Source organism: Enterobacter sp. NFIX59, from assembly GCF_900113755.1.
Lineage (GTDB): Bacteria > Pseudomonadota > Gammaproteobacteria > Enterobacterales > Enterobacteriaceae > Enterobacter > Enterobacter pseudoroggenkampii.
The window spans coordinates 1,123,191-1,139,595 of the sequence record NZ_FOQN01000001.1 but is presented as its reverse complement, the minus strand read 5'-3'; the positions used below and the strand labels follow the sequence as shown (position 1 = coordinate 1,139,595).

Annotated in this window: 10 protein-coding genes; 6 read left to right on the top strand and 4 right to left on the bottom strand. The window is 57.7% G+C overall.

Going from position 1 to position 16,405, the window contains the following annotated elements:
* Positions 1 to 79 precede the first annotated feature (79 nt).
* The 4 genes from aat to trxB all read right to left on the bottom strand — a co-directional run bounded on the left by aat (position 80) and on the right by trxB (position 5,400).
* Positions 80 to 784 carry a leucyl/phenylalanyl-tRNA--protein transferase gene (aat, locus tag BM007_RS05570; protein ID WP_090417548.1) on the bottom strand — a complete coding sequence of 235 codons (705 nt, stop codon included), beginning with the start codon at positions 782 to 784 and terminating at the stop codon, positions 80 to 82.
* Between the two features lie 45 nt (positions 785 to 829).
* Positions 830 to 2,551, bottom strand: coding sequence for a heme ABC transporter ATP-binding protein/permease CydC (cydC, locus tag BM007_RS05565; protein ID WP_090417546.1), 1,722 nt, complete (start codon positions 2,549 to 2,551; stop codon positions 830 to 832).
* Positions 2,551 to 4,317: a heme ABC transporter permease/ATP-binding protein CydD gene (gene cydD / locus BM007_RS05560; RefSeq protein ID WP_061715647.1), complete on the bottom strand. Its 1,767-nt coding sequence runs from the start codon at positions 4,315 to 4,317 to the stop codon at positions 2,551 to 2,553. Before cydD ends, cydC begins: the two co-directional genes overlap by 1 nt.
* Positions 4,318 to 4,431: 114 nt before the next feature.
* The gene (gene trxB, locus BM007_RS05555) at positions 4,432 to 5,400 is read right to left on the bottom strand and encodes a thioredoxin-disulfide reductase (RefSeq protein ID WP_090417544.1); all 969 of its coding nucleotides are present in this window, start codon (positions 5,398 to 5,400) and stop codon (positions 4,432 to 4,434) included.
* A gap of 545 nt (positions 5,401 to 5,945) precedes the next feature.
* Here trxB and lrp point away from each other — a divergent pair.
* From lrp to dmsA, 6 genes are all read left to right on the top strand, one after another.
* Positions 5,946 to 6,440: a leucine-responsive transcriptional regulator Lrp gene (lrp, locus tag BM007_RS05540; protein ID WP_000228469.1), complete on the top strand. Its 495-nt coding sequence runs from the start codon at positions 5,946 to 5,948 to the stop codon at positions 6,438 to 6,440.
* Between the two features lie 135 nt (positions 6,441 to 6,575).
* A complete protein-coding gene (locus BM007_RS05535; protein WP_090417539.1) occupies positions 6,576 to 10,259 on the top strand; it encodes a DNA translocase FtsK 4TM domain-containing protein in 3,684 nt (1,227 codons plus the stop codon).
* 128 nt (positions 10,260 to 10,387) lie between these two features.
* Positions 10,388 to 11,002, top strand: a complete 615-nt coding sequence (gene lolA / locus BM007_RS05530) for an outer membrane lipoprotein periplasmic chaperone LolA (protein WP_024907806.1) — start codon at positions 10,388 to 10,390, stop codon at positions 11,000 to 11,002.
* A 9-nt stretch (positions 11,003 to 11,011) separates the two neighbouring features.
* Positions 11,012 to 12,355 (top strand): replication-associated recombination protein RarA, encoded by a 1,344-nt coding sequence (rarA, locus tag BM007_RS05525; RefSeq protein ID WP_024907805.1) that lies wholly within the window; start codon positions 11,012 to 11,014, stop codon positions 12,353 to 12,355.
* Positions 12,356 to 12,447: 92 nt separating this feature from the next.
* Positions 12,448 to 13,740: a serine--tRNA ligase gene (gene serS, locus BM007_RS05520; protein ID WP_008499983.1), complete on the top strand. Its 1,293-nt coding sequence runs from the start codon at positions 12,448 to 12,450 to the stop codon at positions 13,738 to 13,740.
* A gap of 210 nt (positions 13,741 to 13,950) precedes the next feature.
* Complete coding sequence (dmsA, locus tag BM007_RS05515) at positions 13,951 to 16,395, top strand: dimethylsulfoxide reductase subunit A (protein WP_090417538.1); 2,445 nt, start codon at positions 13,951 to 13,953, stop codon at positions 16,393 to 16,395.
* Positions 16,396 to 16,405 lie beyond the last annotated feature (10 nt).

Below are 16,405 nucleotides of genomic sequence, written 5' to 3'. Positions count from 1 at the left end.
CAAACGGCGGCGGGGCAACAGGCAGAAGCTACTCTGCGGCATAATTATAACACCCTCACAAAAAATATGCGGAAAACATTTAGACATTGGGCATAAAGAGCGTTCTCGGTATCCAGAAGTCGCGGGGGAGCTTCTCCTGACGGCTGGCATCCAGATGCTCGATGTACTGGCGTCTCGGGATCTCAACGGCGCCGAGGGAAGCCGTGTGCTCGTTAAGCACCTGACAATCGATCAGGCGTCCACCGCGCTGGGCAAACGCCTGGCTGAAGACCAGCAGCGCCGTTTTCGAGGCATTCACCGCGCGGGAGAACATCGACTCGCCGCAGAACAGCGTCCCCTGCGCCACGCCGTACATGCCGCCAACGAGCGCTCCGCCTTCCCACACCTCGATGGAGTGGGCGTAGCCAAGCTCATGGAGCTGGTGGTAGGCGGTAATAATATCGCGGGTTATCCATGTCCCTTCATAACGGTCTTCAGCACAGCCTTCAATGACCTGACCAAAGGCGTGGTTGAGGGTGACGCGGTACGGTGATTTCGCATGGAAACGCTTCATGCTGCGGCTCACGTGAAACTGCCCTGGCCACAGCACGGCACGCGGATCGGGAGACCACCATAAAATCGGATCGCCGGGGGAAAACCAGGGGAATATTCCGCGCTGGTACGCCATTAATAGTCGAGCGGGACTGAGGTCACCACCGAGGGCCAGCAGCCCGTTGGGCTCACGCAGCGCCCCTTCCGGAGAAGGGAACGCGATGTTATGACGAGAAAGCTGGACCAGGCGCATGACAGCAAAACTCCAGTACGCGAGTGAGGACGCTACAAATATAGTCTACAGACGCTGTTTAAACTGGTAGTAGCGACCCTGTTTCGCCAACAGCTCTGCGTGACTACCTTGCTCAATAATGTGTCCGTTGTCCATCACAATTATCCGATCAAAGCTCGCCAGTCCGCGCAGGCGGTGCGTGACCATCAGCACGGTTTTGCCGGTCATAACATTCGCCAGTAAATCAAGGATTTGGCTCTCGGTCGTGGCATCCAGCCCTTCGGTGGGCTCGTCGAGCAGCATCAGCGGCGCATCGTGCAGCAGCGCGCGCGCAATGGCCAGACGGCGCAGCTCACCGCCGGAGAGCTGGCGGCCGCCTTCGCCCAGCCAGCTGTTCAATCCCTCGTCCTCAAGCAGCTTTTGCAGTCCGACCTGCTCCAGCATGGTGCAAAGCGCATCATCAGAGGCCTCTGGCGCGGCCAGCAGCAGGTTATCGCGCAGCGTGGCGCTAAACAGATGCACGCGCTGCGGAACGACGCTCACGGCCTTGCGCAGGGCCTGCTCGCTGAAATCAGTCAGCAACGTATTATTAAAACGAATATGACCGCGCTGCGGATCCCAGGCGCGGGTCAGCAACTGCAGCAGTGTCGATTTACCGCAGCCGGTACGGCCGAGGATCGCAATCCGCTGTCCTGCCTTAACAGAAAGGTTGATACTGTCCAGCGCGTTCTGCGCCTGTTTGTCGTAGGCGAAGGTGACATCTTCAAGCGTCAGCGCAACCTGCTCTGGAACAGCGGTTTGCCCGGCACTGAACGTAACTTCAGGCTCCTGCTCCGCAATCTGGGTGATGCGCAGGGCAGAGGCGATGACCTGACCCAGATGCTGGAAGGCGCCCGTCACCGGGGCCAGCGCTTCAAACGCCGCCAGCGCGCAGAAGACGAAAAGGGCAATAAGAGGACCCGGCTGTGAATTCCCCCCGACATCGCCGGAGGCCAGCCACAGCATGGCTATCACCGCCACGCCGCCGATCAGCATCATCAGCGCCTGAGAGAAGGCCGTCAGCTCCGACTGGCGGCGCTGGGCTTCATGCCAGTTCAGCTCCGTACTTTCCATCCGCGCGCGGTAGCGCTTGCTGGCACCAAAAATGGTCAGCTCAGCCTGCCCCTGAAGCCAGGAGGTTAACTGCTGGCGGTAGTCTCCGCGCAAACGCGTCAGGTTTTCCCCGGTGGATTTCCCGGCGCGGTAAAACAGCGGCGGCAGAATGATGAGCGTCAGCAGCATGATCCCGCCCAGCGTCAGCGCCACGGGAACATCCAGAACAGACAGCCCCAGCGTGACCACGACAATCACCACAAACGCGCCCACGATCGGGGAGATCACGCGCAGGTACAGGTGATCCAGCGTGTCGACATCCGCAACGACACGGTTGAGTAGCTCACCCTGACGAAAACGCGCCAGCCCGGCAGGGGAGAGGGGCAGCAGCTTGCTGAAGGTGTAGATGCGCAGGTGCTGCAGCACGCGGAAAGTGGCGTCGTGGCTGACCAGCCGTTCGAAATAGCGTCCGGCAGTACGGGTGATGGCGGTACCGCGAACCCCGGCAGCCGGAAGCATGTAGTTGAAGCTGTATAATCCGGCGAACCCCGCGACGGCCGAGGCCGACAGGAACCAGCCGGAAAGCGTGAGCAGTCCGATGCTGGCGAGCAGCGTGACAATGGCCAGCACAATCCCCAGCGTCAGCATCCATTTGTGGCGTTTATAGAGCGCAAGATAAGGCAGCAGAGCACGCATCAGATGTCCTCCTGACGGTTCGCCAGCAGGGCGGCAAACGGTCCCTGCGCGGCAACGAGAGAGGCGTAATCGCCTTGCTCAACAATACGGCCGTTCTCCATGACCCAGATCTGGTCCCAGTCGGCAATGCCTTCCAGCTGATGGGTGACCATCAGGGTAGTTTGCTGCCGGGAGGCGGCGTTCAGTGCTTCCATTACGCGCTGCTCGCTGTGGGCATCCAGGCTGGCGGCGGGCTCATCCAGCAGCATCAGCTGGCAAGGATTCAACAACGCGCGGGCAACGGCCACACGCTGCGCCTGTCCGACCGACAGCCCGGCGGACTGGTCACCGACCACGGTATCTACCCCTTGCGGGAGCAGCGGCAGAAACTCGCTGACCCAGGCGCGGTCGAGAACCGACTGCAGTTCATCTTCACGCGCATCCGGGCGCGCCAGCAGGACGTTTTCACGCAGCGTAGCGGCGGGAAGCTGCGGGTTTTGGCCCACCCAGCTGAGCTGTTTACGCCAGGCGTCAGGATCGAGGTTACGCAGTTCGGTTCTGTTGATCCGCAGTGAACCCGTATAGGCCATAAATCCGGATAGCGCATTCAGCAGAGAACTTTTCCCGGAACCGCTGGTGCCGACGAGCACCACGCGCTGTCCTGCAGGTAAGGTAAAGTTCAGCGGACCCGCAAGCACTTTGCCTTCGGGTGACAGAATGGAAAAGTCCTGCGCTTCGATGGTCACGGGCTCTTTAGCATTCAGCGTCACGTCACCGCGCTCCGGGTGTGCCAGCGGCGTTTCCAGGAACGTTTTCAGGCTATCGGCTGCGCCAACCGCCTGGGCTTTGGCGTGATAGAAGGTCCCCAGATCGCGAAGCGGCTGGAAAAACTCCGGGGCCAGGATCAGCGCCAGGAACCCGGCAGAAAGGGTCACCGCCGTGCCGTAATGGCCAAAATCCAGCGCGCCGAGGTAGGAGAAACCGAAGTAGACCGCCACGAGGGCAATCGACAGAGAGGTAAAGAATTCCAGTACGCCGGAAGACAGGAAGGCGAGGCGTAACACTTCCATAGTGCGCTGACGGAAGTCCTGTGACGCCTGGCGAATGTTTTCGGTTTCCGCTTCACCGCGGCCAAAAATGCGTAACGTCTCCATGCCGCGCAGACGATCGAGGAAATGGCCGCTCAGGCGACCCAGTGCCAGGAAGTTACGGCGGTTGGCATCCGCAGCCCCCATCCCGACCAGCGCCATAAACAGTGGGATCAGCGGGGCGGTGCCCATCAGAATCAGCGCAGCCATCCAGTTCACCGGGAAGATGGCGATCACGATCAGCAGCGGAACGAAGACGGCAAGGGCCATCTGCGGCAGATAGCGCGCATAGTAGTCGTGCATATCGTCAATCTGCTCAAGGATCAGCGTCGCCCAGCTACCGGCTGGTTTACCCTGGATCCACGCGGGCCCGGCTTCCTGAAGCCTGTCGAGCACCTGACGGCGGATCTCGTAGCGGATGTGCTGTCCGGCGTGAAAACCGACGCGCTCACGCAGCCACACCACCCAGGCGCGCAGGATAAAAATCAGGATCAGGACAATAAAGGGCAGCAGGAGCGCTTCGCGTGGAATGTTCTCCATGATCATGTGATTAAGAATGCGGGCCAGCAGCCATGCCTGGGCAACAATCAACAGGCCGCTAACGAATCCCAGGAGACGGGAAATCGTAAGCCAGCGGCGGGAAATAACGCTTTGCTGTTTCAGCCAGCGTGTTAACTCTTGTTGACGGGTTTTTTCCATTGCGTACTTTGCAGGTGACGTTATTAGAAATTGGGCAGCGCAATGTTACAACGGGGAGACAATAAAGGCGACTTATCGCCGCCTTTATTTACGTTTGTTACTGACTTGTAAAGATTATTTACCTTGTTCAGCCAGTCCATCGAGGTAGCGTTCAGCGTCCAGCGCGGCCATACAGCCGGTGCCCGCAGAGGTGATCGCCTGACGGTAAATATGGTCCATCACGTCGCCGGCCGCGAACACGCCCGGGATGCTGGTCTGGGTCGCGTTACCGTGAATGCCGGACTGCACTTTGATGTAGCCATTTTCCAGCTCCAGCTGACCGTCGAAGATCGCGGTGTTCGGGCTGTGACCGATCGCCACAAACAGACCCGCCACTTCCAGCGTTTCGACGTTATCGGTGTTCTGGGTATCACGGATACGCAGACCGGCAACGCCCATCTGGTCGCCCGTCACCTCTTCCAGGGTACGGTTGGTGTGCAGCACGATGTTGCCGCTTTCCACTTTATCCATCAGGCGTTTGATCAGGATCTTCTCCGCGCGGAAGGTGTCGCGACGGTGGATCAGGTGCACCTCAGAGGCAATGTTCGCCAGGTAGAGCGCTTCTTCCACGGCGGTGTTGCCGCCGCCGATGACCGCGACTTTCTGATTGCGGTAGAAGAAACCGTCGCAGGTTGCGCAGGCAGAAACGCCGCGGCCTTTGAACGCTTCTTCGGATGGCAGACCGAGGTAACGGGCAGAGGCGCCGGTGGCGATGATCAGCGCGTCACAGGTGTATTCGCCGCTGTCGCCCGTCAGGCGGAACGGACGGTTCTGCAGATCGACCTTATTGATATGATCGAACAAAATTTCGGTTTCGAATTTAGCAGCATGCTCGTGCATACGCTCCATCAGCAGCGGCCCGGTCAGGTCGTTCGGGTCCCCTGGCCAGTTTTCCACTTCGGTGGTGGTGGTCAGCTGACCGCCTTTTTCCATGCCGGTGATGAGTACCGGGTGCAGGTTAGCGCGTGCAGCATAGACCGCCGCGGTATATCCCGCAGGTCCAGAACCAAGGATTAGCAGCTTACTGTGTTTGGCCGTGCCCATGAGATCCCCATTGTTGTTGGCAGACATTTGGCTGGATTGTAGGGAATTTGTTGTCGTAAAAAAAGAGCGCAGCAATTTTGATATCAATCTGTGTAATAGCCACGGACGATGAATAGCGCGCGATAACATCACGCTTTCTCTTGAAAACCGGTCGTTTGTAAGGCAATAAAATGAGGATTAATACCCTGCCGCAATGAATATCCGGCATGTTGTACTAAAAAACGATGTTTTGCTTTGACAATCCCCTGCGCTTTTGCGAAAACATTCAAGGAAGAAGAAAAAACCGTGTTAACCGTATGCCGCATAGGCATGCACGTAAATGCCATTTTTACCGGGTCAGTGAAATCTACGCATGGCGTGGACAGACGCCATACGTGATGTCGGTGACTGCCTTCGGGCAACGGTCTTCTTACCAACAGAACCCGAATCCGCATCGCGTCTAATACATAATCAGGCGATGTGATGACTAACGGGTACAGGCTCTGAACAGTGATGTGCACAGGGTCCAGGCAGGAGTAGGGAAGGAATACAGAGAGACAATAATAATGGTAGATAGCAAGAAGCGCCCTGGCAAAGATCTCGACCGTATCGATCGTAACATTCTTAATGAATTGCAAAAGGATGGGCGTATTTCCAACGTCGAGCTTTCAAAACGTGTGGGACTTTCCCCGACGCCGTGCCTTGAGCGTGTGCGTCGACTGGAAAGACAGGGTTTCATTCAGGGCTATACGGCTCTGCTGAACCCGCATTATCTGGATGCCTCACTTCTGGTATTTGTTGAGATTACTCTGAATCGTGGTGCGCCGGATGTGTTTGAGCAATTTAACGCCGCTGTACAGAAACTTGAAGAAATTCAAGAGTGTCACCTGGTATCCGGTGATTTCGACTACCTGTTGAAAACCCGTGTGCCTGATATGTCCGCCTACCGTAAGCTGCTGGGTGAAACCCTGCTGCGTCTGCCAGGCGTGAATGACACCCGTACCTATGTGGTGATGGAAGAGGTCAAACAGAGCAATCGTCTGGTTATTAAGACGCGCTAACACGGAACAGGTGCAAAATCAGCGTAGTTTGATTACACTCCTGTTAATCCATACAGCAACAGTGCCGGGGAGTCCCGGCACTGTTGTCCGTTTTAGCAAACAGGCAGGATATGCCTGATACCTGGAGAGCCTTTCTTGAGCCAGGAATACACTGAAGACAAAGAAGTCACACTATCGAAGCTAAGCAGCGGACGTCGTCTCCTCGAGGCTTTGCTGATTGTTATTGCCCTTTTTGCCGTCTGGCTGATGGCAGCCTTACTCAGTTTCAACCCCTCGGATCCCAGCTGGTCACAAACTGCATGGCATGAGCCTATCCATAATTTAGGCGGTGTCCCCGGTGCCTGGCTTGCGGACACGCTGTTTTTCATTTTCGGTGTGATGGCCTATACCCTTCCCGTCATTATCATTGGCGGATGCTGGTTTGCGTGGCGTCATCGTCAGAACGATGATTACATCGACTATTTCGCCGTGTCGCTGCGCCTGATTGGCGCGCTGGCGCTGATCCTCACCTCGTGCGGGCTGGCAGCGATTAATGCGGATGATATCTGGTACTTCGCCTCTGGCGGGGTGATCGGCAGTTTGTTGAGCTCTGCGCTACAACCGATGCTGCACAGCAGCGGCGGCACGCTCGCATTGCTCTGCATCTGGGCGGCCGGGCTGACATTGTTTACCGGCTGGTCCTGGGTGAGCATTGCCGAGAAAATCGGCAGTTTTATCCTCACTATTCTGACCTTCGCCAGCAACCGTACCCGTCGTGACGATACGTGGGTTGATGAAGACGAGTACGAAGAGGAAGAGGAAGATGACGCGCCTGTGCAGCGTCGCGAGTCTCGTCGTGCGCGTATTCTGCGCGGCGCGCTGGCGCGTCGTCAGCGTGTTGCTGAGAAATTTGCCAACCCGCTTGGCCGTAAAACCGATGCGGCGCTCTTCTCCGGTAAACGCATGGATGAAGACGAGCAGGTGGCGTATCGCGCGGCGGGTGTCGCCGTCGATCCTGACGATGTGCTCTTCTCCGGCAGCCGGGCCATGCCGGGTGACTTCTACGAATACGATCCGCTGTTAAATGGCCACTCGGTTACCGAGCCGGTTGCGGCAGCAGCCGCCGCGACGACCGCTGCGCAGGCGTATGCCGCGCCGGTCGACGCTGTGATGCCATCCGCGCCGGTTTCGCCGCCGGAATCCGTTATTCAGCAGCCGCAGGTTGACTGGCAGACTGCGCCCGGTGTTCACACGCCGGAGCCCGTTATCGCGCCTGAACCTGAAAGCTACGTCCCTGTTCAGCAGGAGCAGTGGCAGCAGCCTTATCAGCCGCCGCAGCCTGCGTATGAACCGCAAAATTACCCGCACGATGAACAGCCGGTGGCCCAACCTTATCAGGAGTATGTGCCTGAACCGGTTGAACCTGTGCAGCCTTATGTTGAGCCGCAGCCTGAACCTGAAATCGTGGAAGAGGTGAAGCCCGCCCGTCCACCGCTGTACTATTTCGAAGAAGTCGAAGAGCGACGTGCGCGTGAACGCGAGCAGCTGGCGGCCTGGTACCAGCCGGTGCCTGAACCGGTGCAGGAGCCGGTGACGAAAGCGCCTTCTGTTTCCGTTCCACCGATCGACCCGACGCCTGCAGTCGCACCCGTAGCGGAAAGCGTGAAGCAGGCTACCGCTGCCGCAGCTGCACCTGTCTTTAGTCTGGCAACAGGGGGCGCGCCACGTCCTCAGGTGAAGGAGGGGATTGGTCCGCAACTGCCTCGCCCTAACCGCGTTCGCGTTCCAACCCGCCGAGAGCTTGCCTCTTATGGTATCAAGCTGCCTTCCCAGCGTATGGCTGAAGAGAAAGCGCGCGAGCCTGACTACGAAGATGACGCCGATGAAATGCAGCAGGACGAGCTGGCCCGCCAGTTCGCTGCGCAGCAGAATCAGCGCTACGGTGAAGAATACCAGCACGATGAACCGATGCTGGAAGATGAAGAGGACGCGGCAGAAGCAGAACTGGCGCGCCAGTTTGCCGCCACCCAGCAGCAGCGCTATTCCGGTGAGCAACCGGCGGGTGCAAACCCGTTCTCGCTGTCTGATTTTGAATTTTCGCCGATGAAGGATCTGGTGGATGATGGCCCGAGCGAGCCTTTATTTACCCCGAGCGTGATGCCGGAAGCAGCGCCTCTGCGCCAGCAGCCAGCACCACAGACATACTCGCAGCCTCAACAACCAGTTCAGCAGCCGTATGCTCAACCGCAGCAGGCACCACAGCCGCCGCAGTTCCAGCAGCCTGCGCCTCAGCCTCAGGAGAGCCTGATTCACCCGCTGCTGATGCGTAACGGTGACAGCCGTCCGCTGCAGCGTCCAAGCACGCCGCTGCCGTCTCTGGATCTGTTAACGCCGCCGCCGTCAGAAGTGGAACCGGTCGATACCTTCGCGCTCGAACAAATGGCGCGTCTGGTCGAAGCCCGTCTGGCTGACTTCCGCATCAAAGCGGACGTGGTGAACTACTCGCCGGGTCCTGTTATCACCCGTTTTGAACTGAACCTGGCGCCTGGCGTTAAAGCCGCGCGCATTTCCAACCTGTCCCGCGACCTGGCGCGTTCTCTGTCGACCGTGGCGGTACGTGTGGTGGAAGTGATTCCGGGCAAACCGTACGTTGGGCTTGAGCTGCCGAACAAGAAACGTCAGACCGTCTACCTGCGTGAAGTGCTGGATAACACCAAGTTCCGCGATAACCCATCCCCGCTGACCGTGGTGCTGGGTAAAGATATCGCGGGCGATCCGGTGGTGGCGGATCTCGCGAAAATGCCTCACCTGCTGGTCGCGGGTACTACCGGTTCCGGTAAGTCTGTCGGTGTGAACGCCATGATCCTCAGCATGCTGTATAAAGCGCAGCCGGAAGATGTGCGTTTCATCATGATCGACCCGAAAATGCTCGAACTGTCGGTCTATGAAGGCATCCCGCATCTGCTGACCGAAGTTGTGACCGACATGAAAGATGCTGCCAACGCCCTGCGCTGGAGCGTCAATGAGATGGAACGCCGCTACAAGCTGATGTCTGCGCTGGGCGTGCGTAACCTGGCCGGTTATAACGAGAAAATCGCCCAGGCGGTGCGCATGGGACGTCCGATTCCGGATCCTTACTGGAAACCGGGTGACAGCATGGATGCCCAGCATCCGGTGCTCGAAAAACTGCCTTATATCGTCGTGCTGGTCGATGAATTCGCTGACCTGATGATGACCGTCGGTAAGAAAGTGGAAGAGTTGATTGCCCGTCTGGCGCAGAAAGCGCGTGCGGCCGGTATTCACCTTGTGCTGGCGACCCAGCGTCCTTCCGTAGACGTTATTACCGGCCTTATCAAAGCGAACATTCCGACGCGTATCGCCTTTACCGTATCAAGTAAAATTGACTCCCGTACCATTCTTGACCAGGGCGGTGCAGAGTCGCTGCTGGGTATGGGTGACATGCTCTATTCCGGCCCGAACTCCACCTCTCCGGTGCGTGTCCACGGTGCGTTCGTCCGCGATGAGGAAGTTCACGCCGTCGTCCAGGACTGGAAAGCGCGCGGTCGTCCACAATATGTTGACGGCATTACCAGCGATACGGAAAGCGAAGGCGGCGGCGGTGGCTTCGACGGCGGCGAAGAGCTGGATCCGTTATTCGATCAGGCGGTTAGCTTCGTTACCGAAAAACGCAAAGCCTCCATCTCTGGGGTGCAGCGTCAGTTCCGCATCGGCTATAACCGCGCGGCGCGTATCATCGAGCAGATGGAAGCGCAGGGCATTGTGAGCGAGCAGGGGCATAACGGTAATCGCGAGGTGCTGGCACCGCCGCCGTTTGATTAACCTTCAGCGATTGCAAAGAAGGGTAAATCAGCCAAAATTAAGCATTTTCTTCTGTCGCCTGCCTTCGGGCAGGTCCAGAATAGAAGACGGAAACCCCATATCGGGAAGACGTATTTTAAGGAATAACAATGAAAAAAATCGCCATCGCCTGTGCATTACTCACCAGTTTTGTCGCCAGCAGCGTCTGGGCTGATGCAGCCAGCGACCTTAAAAGCCGACTGGATAAAGTAAGCAGCTTCCACGCCAGCTTCACGCAAAAAGTGACTGACGGCAGCGGCAACGCGGTGCAGGAAGGCCAGGGAGATTTGTGGGTAAAACGCCCGAATCTGTTCAACTGGCACATGACCCAGCCGGATGAGAGCATCCTGGTGTCTGACGGCAAAACCTTATGGTTCTTCAACCCGTTCGTTGAGCAGGCTACGGCGACCTGGCTGAAGGATGCCACCAGCAATACGCCGTTTATGCTGATTGCCCGTAACCAGGCCAGCGACTGGCAGCAGTATAATATTAAACAGACGGGTGACGAGTTTGTCCTGACGCCGAAAGGCAGCAACGGCAACCTGAAGCAGTTCACCATTAACGTAAGCACCAACGGTACCATTAATCAGTTCGGCGCGGTTGAGCAGGACGATCAGCGCAGCAGCTACCAGCTTAAATCTCAGCAGAACGGCGCCGTTGATGCATCGAAATTCACCTTTACCCCGCCGAAGGGCGTAACGGTGGACGACCAACGCAATAAGTAAGAGGCGTGAGTGGGCAATCTGTCGCTCGATTTTTCAGATAACGCGTTTCAACCTCTGGCCGCTCGCATGCGGCCAGAAAATTTAGCGCAGTACATCGGCCAGCAACACCTGCTGGCTGCCGGTAAGCCATTGCCGCGCGCCATTGAGGCCGGGCATCTTCACTCCATGATCCTCTGGGGGCCCCCTGGTACCGGCAAGACCACGCTTGCAGAAGTGATCGCCCGTTATGCCAACGCGGACGTCGAACGTATCTCGGCGGTCACCTCCGGCGTGAAAGAGATCCGTGAGGCGATCGAGCGTGCGCGGCAGAACCGCAATGCCGGGCGGCGCACCATCCTCTTCGTGGACGAAGTCCACCGCTTCAACAAGAGCCAGCAGGATGCCTTCCTGCCGCATATTGAAGACGGCACGATCTTCTTCATCGGCGCGACCACCGAAAACCCGTCGTTTGAGCTGAACTCGGCGCTGCTTTCCCGCGCGCGCGTTTACCTGCTCAAATCGCTGACGACCGAGGATATCGAAAAGGTTCTTACTCAGGCGATGGACGACAAAGCGCGGGGCTACGGCGGGCAGGATATCGTTCTGCCTGACGACACGCGTCGTGCGATTGCCGAGCTGGTCAACGGCGATGCGCGTCGGGCGCTGAATACGCTGGAAATGATGGCCGATATGGCCGAAGTTGACGATGCCGGGAAGCGGGTGCTGAAGCAGGAGCTGCTCACCGAAATTGCCGGGGAGCGCAGCGCGCGTTTCGATAACAAAGGCGACCGTTTTTACGACCTGATCTCGGCGCTGCATAAGTCCGTGCGCGGCAGCGCGCCGGATGCGGCGCTTTACTGGTACGCGCGCATTATCACTGCGGGCGGCGATCCGTTATACGTCGCGCGTCGCTGCCTGGCGATTGCATCAGAAGATGTCGGCAATGCCGATCCTCGCGCCATGCAGGTCGCGCTTTCGGCCTGGGACTGCTTCACCCGCGTTGGACCCGCGGAAGGCGAACGTGCCATAGCGCAGGCGATTGTCTATCTGGCCTGCGCGCCGAAAAGCAATGCGGTTTATACCGCCTTCAAAGCGGCGATGTCCGACGCGCGCGAACGGCCGGACTACGATGTGCCGGTTCACCTGCGTAACGCGCCGACCAGGCTGATGAAAGAGATGGGTTACGGGCAGGAGTATCGCTACGCTCACGACGAACCCAATGCCTACGCTGCCGGGGAGGAATATTTCCCGCAGGAGATGGCACAAACGCGCTATTATCACCCCACAAACAGAGGTCTTGAGGGCAAGATTGGTGAAAAGCTCACCTGGCTCGCCGGACAGGATCAAAATAGCCCTATAAAACGCTACCGTTAGTTCAATCGTTGCGGTAATGTTGGCAATGTATCCTTGTGGCCGCAGGCTGTGGTCACATTTTCCTATTTTAATTCGATAAGCACAGGATAAGCATGCTCGATCCCAATCTGCTGCGTAATGAGCCAGACGCAGTCGCTGAAAAACTGGCACGCCGGGGCTTTAAGCTGGATGTAGATAAGCTGCGCGCTCTTGAAGAGCGTCGTAAAGTTCTGCAGGTACAAACTGAAAATCTGCAGGCAGAGCGTAACTCTCGATCGAAATCCATCGGCCAGGCGAAAGCGCGCGGGGAAGATATTGAGCCATTACGCCTGGAAGTGAACAAACTGGGTGAAGAACTGGATCAGGCGAAAGCTGAGCTGGACGTTCTTCAGGCCGAGATTCGTGATATTGCCCTGGCTATCCCGAATATTCCTGACGACAGCGTGCCTGTCGGCAAAGATGAAAACGACAACGTTGAAGTGAAACGCTGGGGCACGCCTCGTGAGTTTGACTTCGAGGTGCGCGATCACGTGACGCTGGGCGAAATGCACGCGGGCCTGGACTTTGCGGCAGCGGTTAAGCTGACCGGCTCTCGCTTCGTGGTGATGAAAGGCCAGATTGCCCATCTGCACCGTGCGCTGGCGCAGTTCATGCTGGATCTGCACACCGAGCAGCACGGTTACAGCGAAACCTACGTACCGTATCTGGTTAACCACGATACGCTGTACGGTACGGGCCAACTGCCGAAATTTGCTGGCGATCTGTTCCACACCCGTCCGCTGGACGAGGAAGCCGACAGCAGCAACTACGCGCTGATCCCAACCGCGGAGGTGCCGCTGACTAACCTCGTGCGTGATGAGATCATCGACGAAGACGACCTGCCAATCAAACTGACGGCGCACTCTCCGTGCTTCCGTTCTGAAGCCGGTTCTTACGGTCGCGACACGCGCGGTCTGATCCGTATGCACCAGTTCGACAAAGTTGAGATGGTGCAGATCGTCCGTCCTGAAGAATCCATGGACGCGCTGGAAGAGATGACCGGCCACGCTGAGAAAGTGCTGGAGCTGCTGGGTCTGCCGTACCGTCGTATGGCGCTGTGCACCGGTGATATGGGCTTTGGCGCCTGCAAAACCTTCGACCTGGAAGTGTGGGTGCCTGCGCAGAACACCTACCGTGAAATCTCCTCCTGCTCTAACGTCTGGGATTTCCAGGCGCGCCGCATGCAGGCTCGCTGCCGCAGCAAATCTGACAAGAAAACCCGTCTGGTGCATACCCTGAACGGTTCTGGCCTGGCTGTAGGCCGTACGCTGGTTGCCGTGCTGGAAAACTACCAGCAGGCAGACGGTCGTATTGAGATCCCTGAAGTGCTGCGTCCATACATGAAAGGCCAGCAGTACATCGGCTAATATTTGTCTTAAAACAAAAAAGCGCCTCAGGGCGCTTTTTTTATGCCTTTGATTTGATACGAAGCAATAACCTCTCCCTCTAAAGTAGTAATACTCCTCCGAATGAAAGTCAGCACAAAAAGCTGATAACGAAGATATTCGTTATATATAAAACTACATAGCGGTATGAGCCGCCTCTCTTTTCTTTGTGAGCAACCAAAGTGAGTCTCTATGAAAATCAACGCGCCTGAAGCATTAATGGCTGCCGAGGTCACTCGCCGTGGGTTGATGAAAACCACGGCCATAGGCGGCCTGGCCGTAGCCAGCAGTGCCTTCACGCTCCCCTTTACCCGACTGGCGTCGGCGGCAGAGGCTCTGTCCCCGGCCACTGCCCCGGAAAAAGTGGTGTGGAGTGCCTGTACCGTAAACTGCGGTAGCCGTTGTCCGCTACGTATGCATGTGGTGGATGGTGAAATTAAATATGTCGAAACCGACAATACCGGGGACGATAACTACGAAGGGTTACATCAGGTCCGTGCCTGCCTGCGTGGTCGCTCCATGCGTCGTCGTGTCTATAATCCGGACCGCCTGAAATACCCGATGAAGCGCGTCGGTAAGCGCGGGGAAGGGAAGTTCGAGCGAATTAGCTGGGATGAAGCCTACGACATCATCGCCACCAATATGCAGCGCCTTATCAAAGAGTACGGTAACGAATCTATCTACCTGAACTACGGTACCGGGACGCTTGGCGGCACGCTGACCCGCTCCTGGCCACCGGGAAAAACGCTGGTGGCGCGCCTGATGAACTGCTGCGGCGGTTATCTCAATCACTATGGCGACTACTCCTCGGCGCAGATCGCGGCAGGGCTGAACTACACCTACGGCGGCTGGGCTGACGGCAACAGCCCGTCCGATATCGAAAACAGTAAGCTGGTCGTGCTGTTCGGTAACAACCCGGGTGAAACCCGCATGAGCGGTGGCGGGGTGACCTACTACCTCGAACAGGCCCGCGCTAAATCCAATGCCCGCATGATCATCATCGATCCGCGCTATACCGACACCGGTGCCGGACGCGAAGATGAGTGGATCCCCATTCGTCCGGGCACTGATGCGGCGCTGGTCTCGGCGCTGGCCTGGGTGATGATCACTGAGAACCTTGTCGATCAGCCTTTCCTGGATAAATACTGCGTTGGCTATGACGAGAAAACTCTGCCAGCCAGTGCGCCGGCAAACGGTCACTACAAAGCGTATATTCTTGGACAGGGCAGCGACGGCGTGGCGAAAACGCCGGAGTGGGCCTCCACCATCACCGGCATCCCGGCAGAGCGTATCGTTCAGCTGGCGCGTGAGATTGGCTCAGCCAAACCGGCCTATATCAGCCAGGGCTGGGGTCCGCAGCGTCATGCGAACGGCGAAATCGCGACCCGTGCCATCTCCATGCTTTCCATTCTGACCGGCAACGTCGGCATTCACGGCGGTAACACCGGCGCGCGTGAAGGCTCATATGAAGTGCCGTTCGAACGTATGCCGACGCTGGATAACCCGGTTCAGACCAGCATCTCCATGTTTATGTGGACCGATGCGATCGAACGGGGTCCGGAAATGACCGCCCTGCGCGACGGCGTACGCGGCAAAGACAAGCTGGACGTGCCGATCAAGATGATCTGGAACTATGCCGGTAACTGTCTCATTAACCAGCATTCAGAAATCAACCGCACCCATGAAATCCTGCAGGATGACAAGAAGTGCGAGATGATTGTAGTGATCGACTGCCACATGACCTCCTCGGCGAAATATGCCGATATCCTGCTACCGGACTGCACCGCCTCTGAGCAGATGGATTTCGCGCTGGACGCCTCCTGCGGCAACATGTCCTACGTGATCTTTACTGACCAGGCTATTAAACCGCGCTTCGAGTGCAAAACCATCTATGAGATGACCTCTGAGCTGGCGAAACGTCTTGGCGTTGAGCAGCAGTTTACCGAGGGACGTACTCAGGAAGGGTGGATGCGCCATCTGCATGAACTCTCCCGCAAGGCGATCCCGGACCTCCCTGACTTTGATACCTTCCGCAAGCAGGGGATGTACAAACAGCGCGATCCGGAAGGGCACCACGTGGCGTACAAAGCGTTCCGTGAAGATCCGCAGGCGAACCCGCTGACCACGCCGTCGGGCAAAATCGAAATCTACTCCGAAGAGCTGGCAAAAATCGCGTCGACCTGGGAGCTGCCGGAAGGGGACGTTATCGATCCGCTGCCGATCTACACGCCAGGTTTCGAAAACTACAACGATCCTCTGACGGCGAAATTCCCGCTGCAGCTGACCGGTTTCCACTACAAAGCGCGCGTGCACTCCACCTACGGCAACGTAGACGTGCTGAAAGCCGCCTGCCGTCAGGAGATGTGGATCAACCCGATGGATGCTAAAGCACGCGGCATCAGCAATGGCGATCGCGTACGCATCTTCAACGGTCGCGGCGAGGTGCACATTGAGGCCAAAGTGACGCCGCGCATGATGCCAGGCGTGGTGGCGCTGGGGGAAGGGGCCTGGTACAGCCCTGATGCCAACCGCATCGACCAGGCGGGCAGTATTAACGTGCTGACCACGCAGCGTCCGTCGCCGCTGGCGAAGGGCAACCCATCCCACACAAACCTTGTCCAGGTTGAAAAGGTTTAAGGAGTAGCCG

Excerpts from the sequence above, each read along its gene's own strand:
- trxB (WP_090417544.1), bottom strand. The coding sequence starts at position 5,400 with ATGGGCACGGCCAAACACAGTAAGCTGCTAATCCTTGGTTCTGGACCT.
- dmsA (WP_090417538.1), top strand. The coding sequence starts at position 13,951 with ATGAAAATCAACGCGCCTGAAGCATTAATGGCTGCCGAGGTCACTCGC.
- serS (WP_008499983.1), top strand. The coding sequence starts at position 12,448 with ATGCTCGATCCCAATCTGCTGCGTAATGAGCCAGACGCAGTCGCTGAA.
- cydC (WP_090417546.1), bottom strand. The coding sequence starts at position 2,551 with ATGCGTGCTCTGCTGCCTTATCTTGCGCTCTATAAACGCCACAAATGG.
- lrp (WP_000228469.1), top strand. The coding sequence starts at position 5,946 with ATGGTAGATAGCAAGAAGCGCCCTGGCAAAGATCTCGACCGTATCGAT.
- lolA (WP_024907806.1), top strand. The coding sequence starts at position 10,388 with ATGAAAAAAATCGCCATCGCCTGTGCATTACTCACCAGTTTTGTCGCC.
- cydD (WP_061715647.1), bottom strand. The coding sequence starts at position 4,317 with ATGGAAAAAACCCGTCAACAAGAGTTAACACGCTGGCTGAAACAGCAA.
- aat (WP_090417548.1), bottom strand. The coding sequence starts at position 784 with ATGCGCCTGGTCCAGCTTTCTCGTCATAACATCGCGTTCCCTTCTCCG.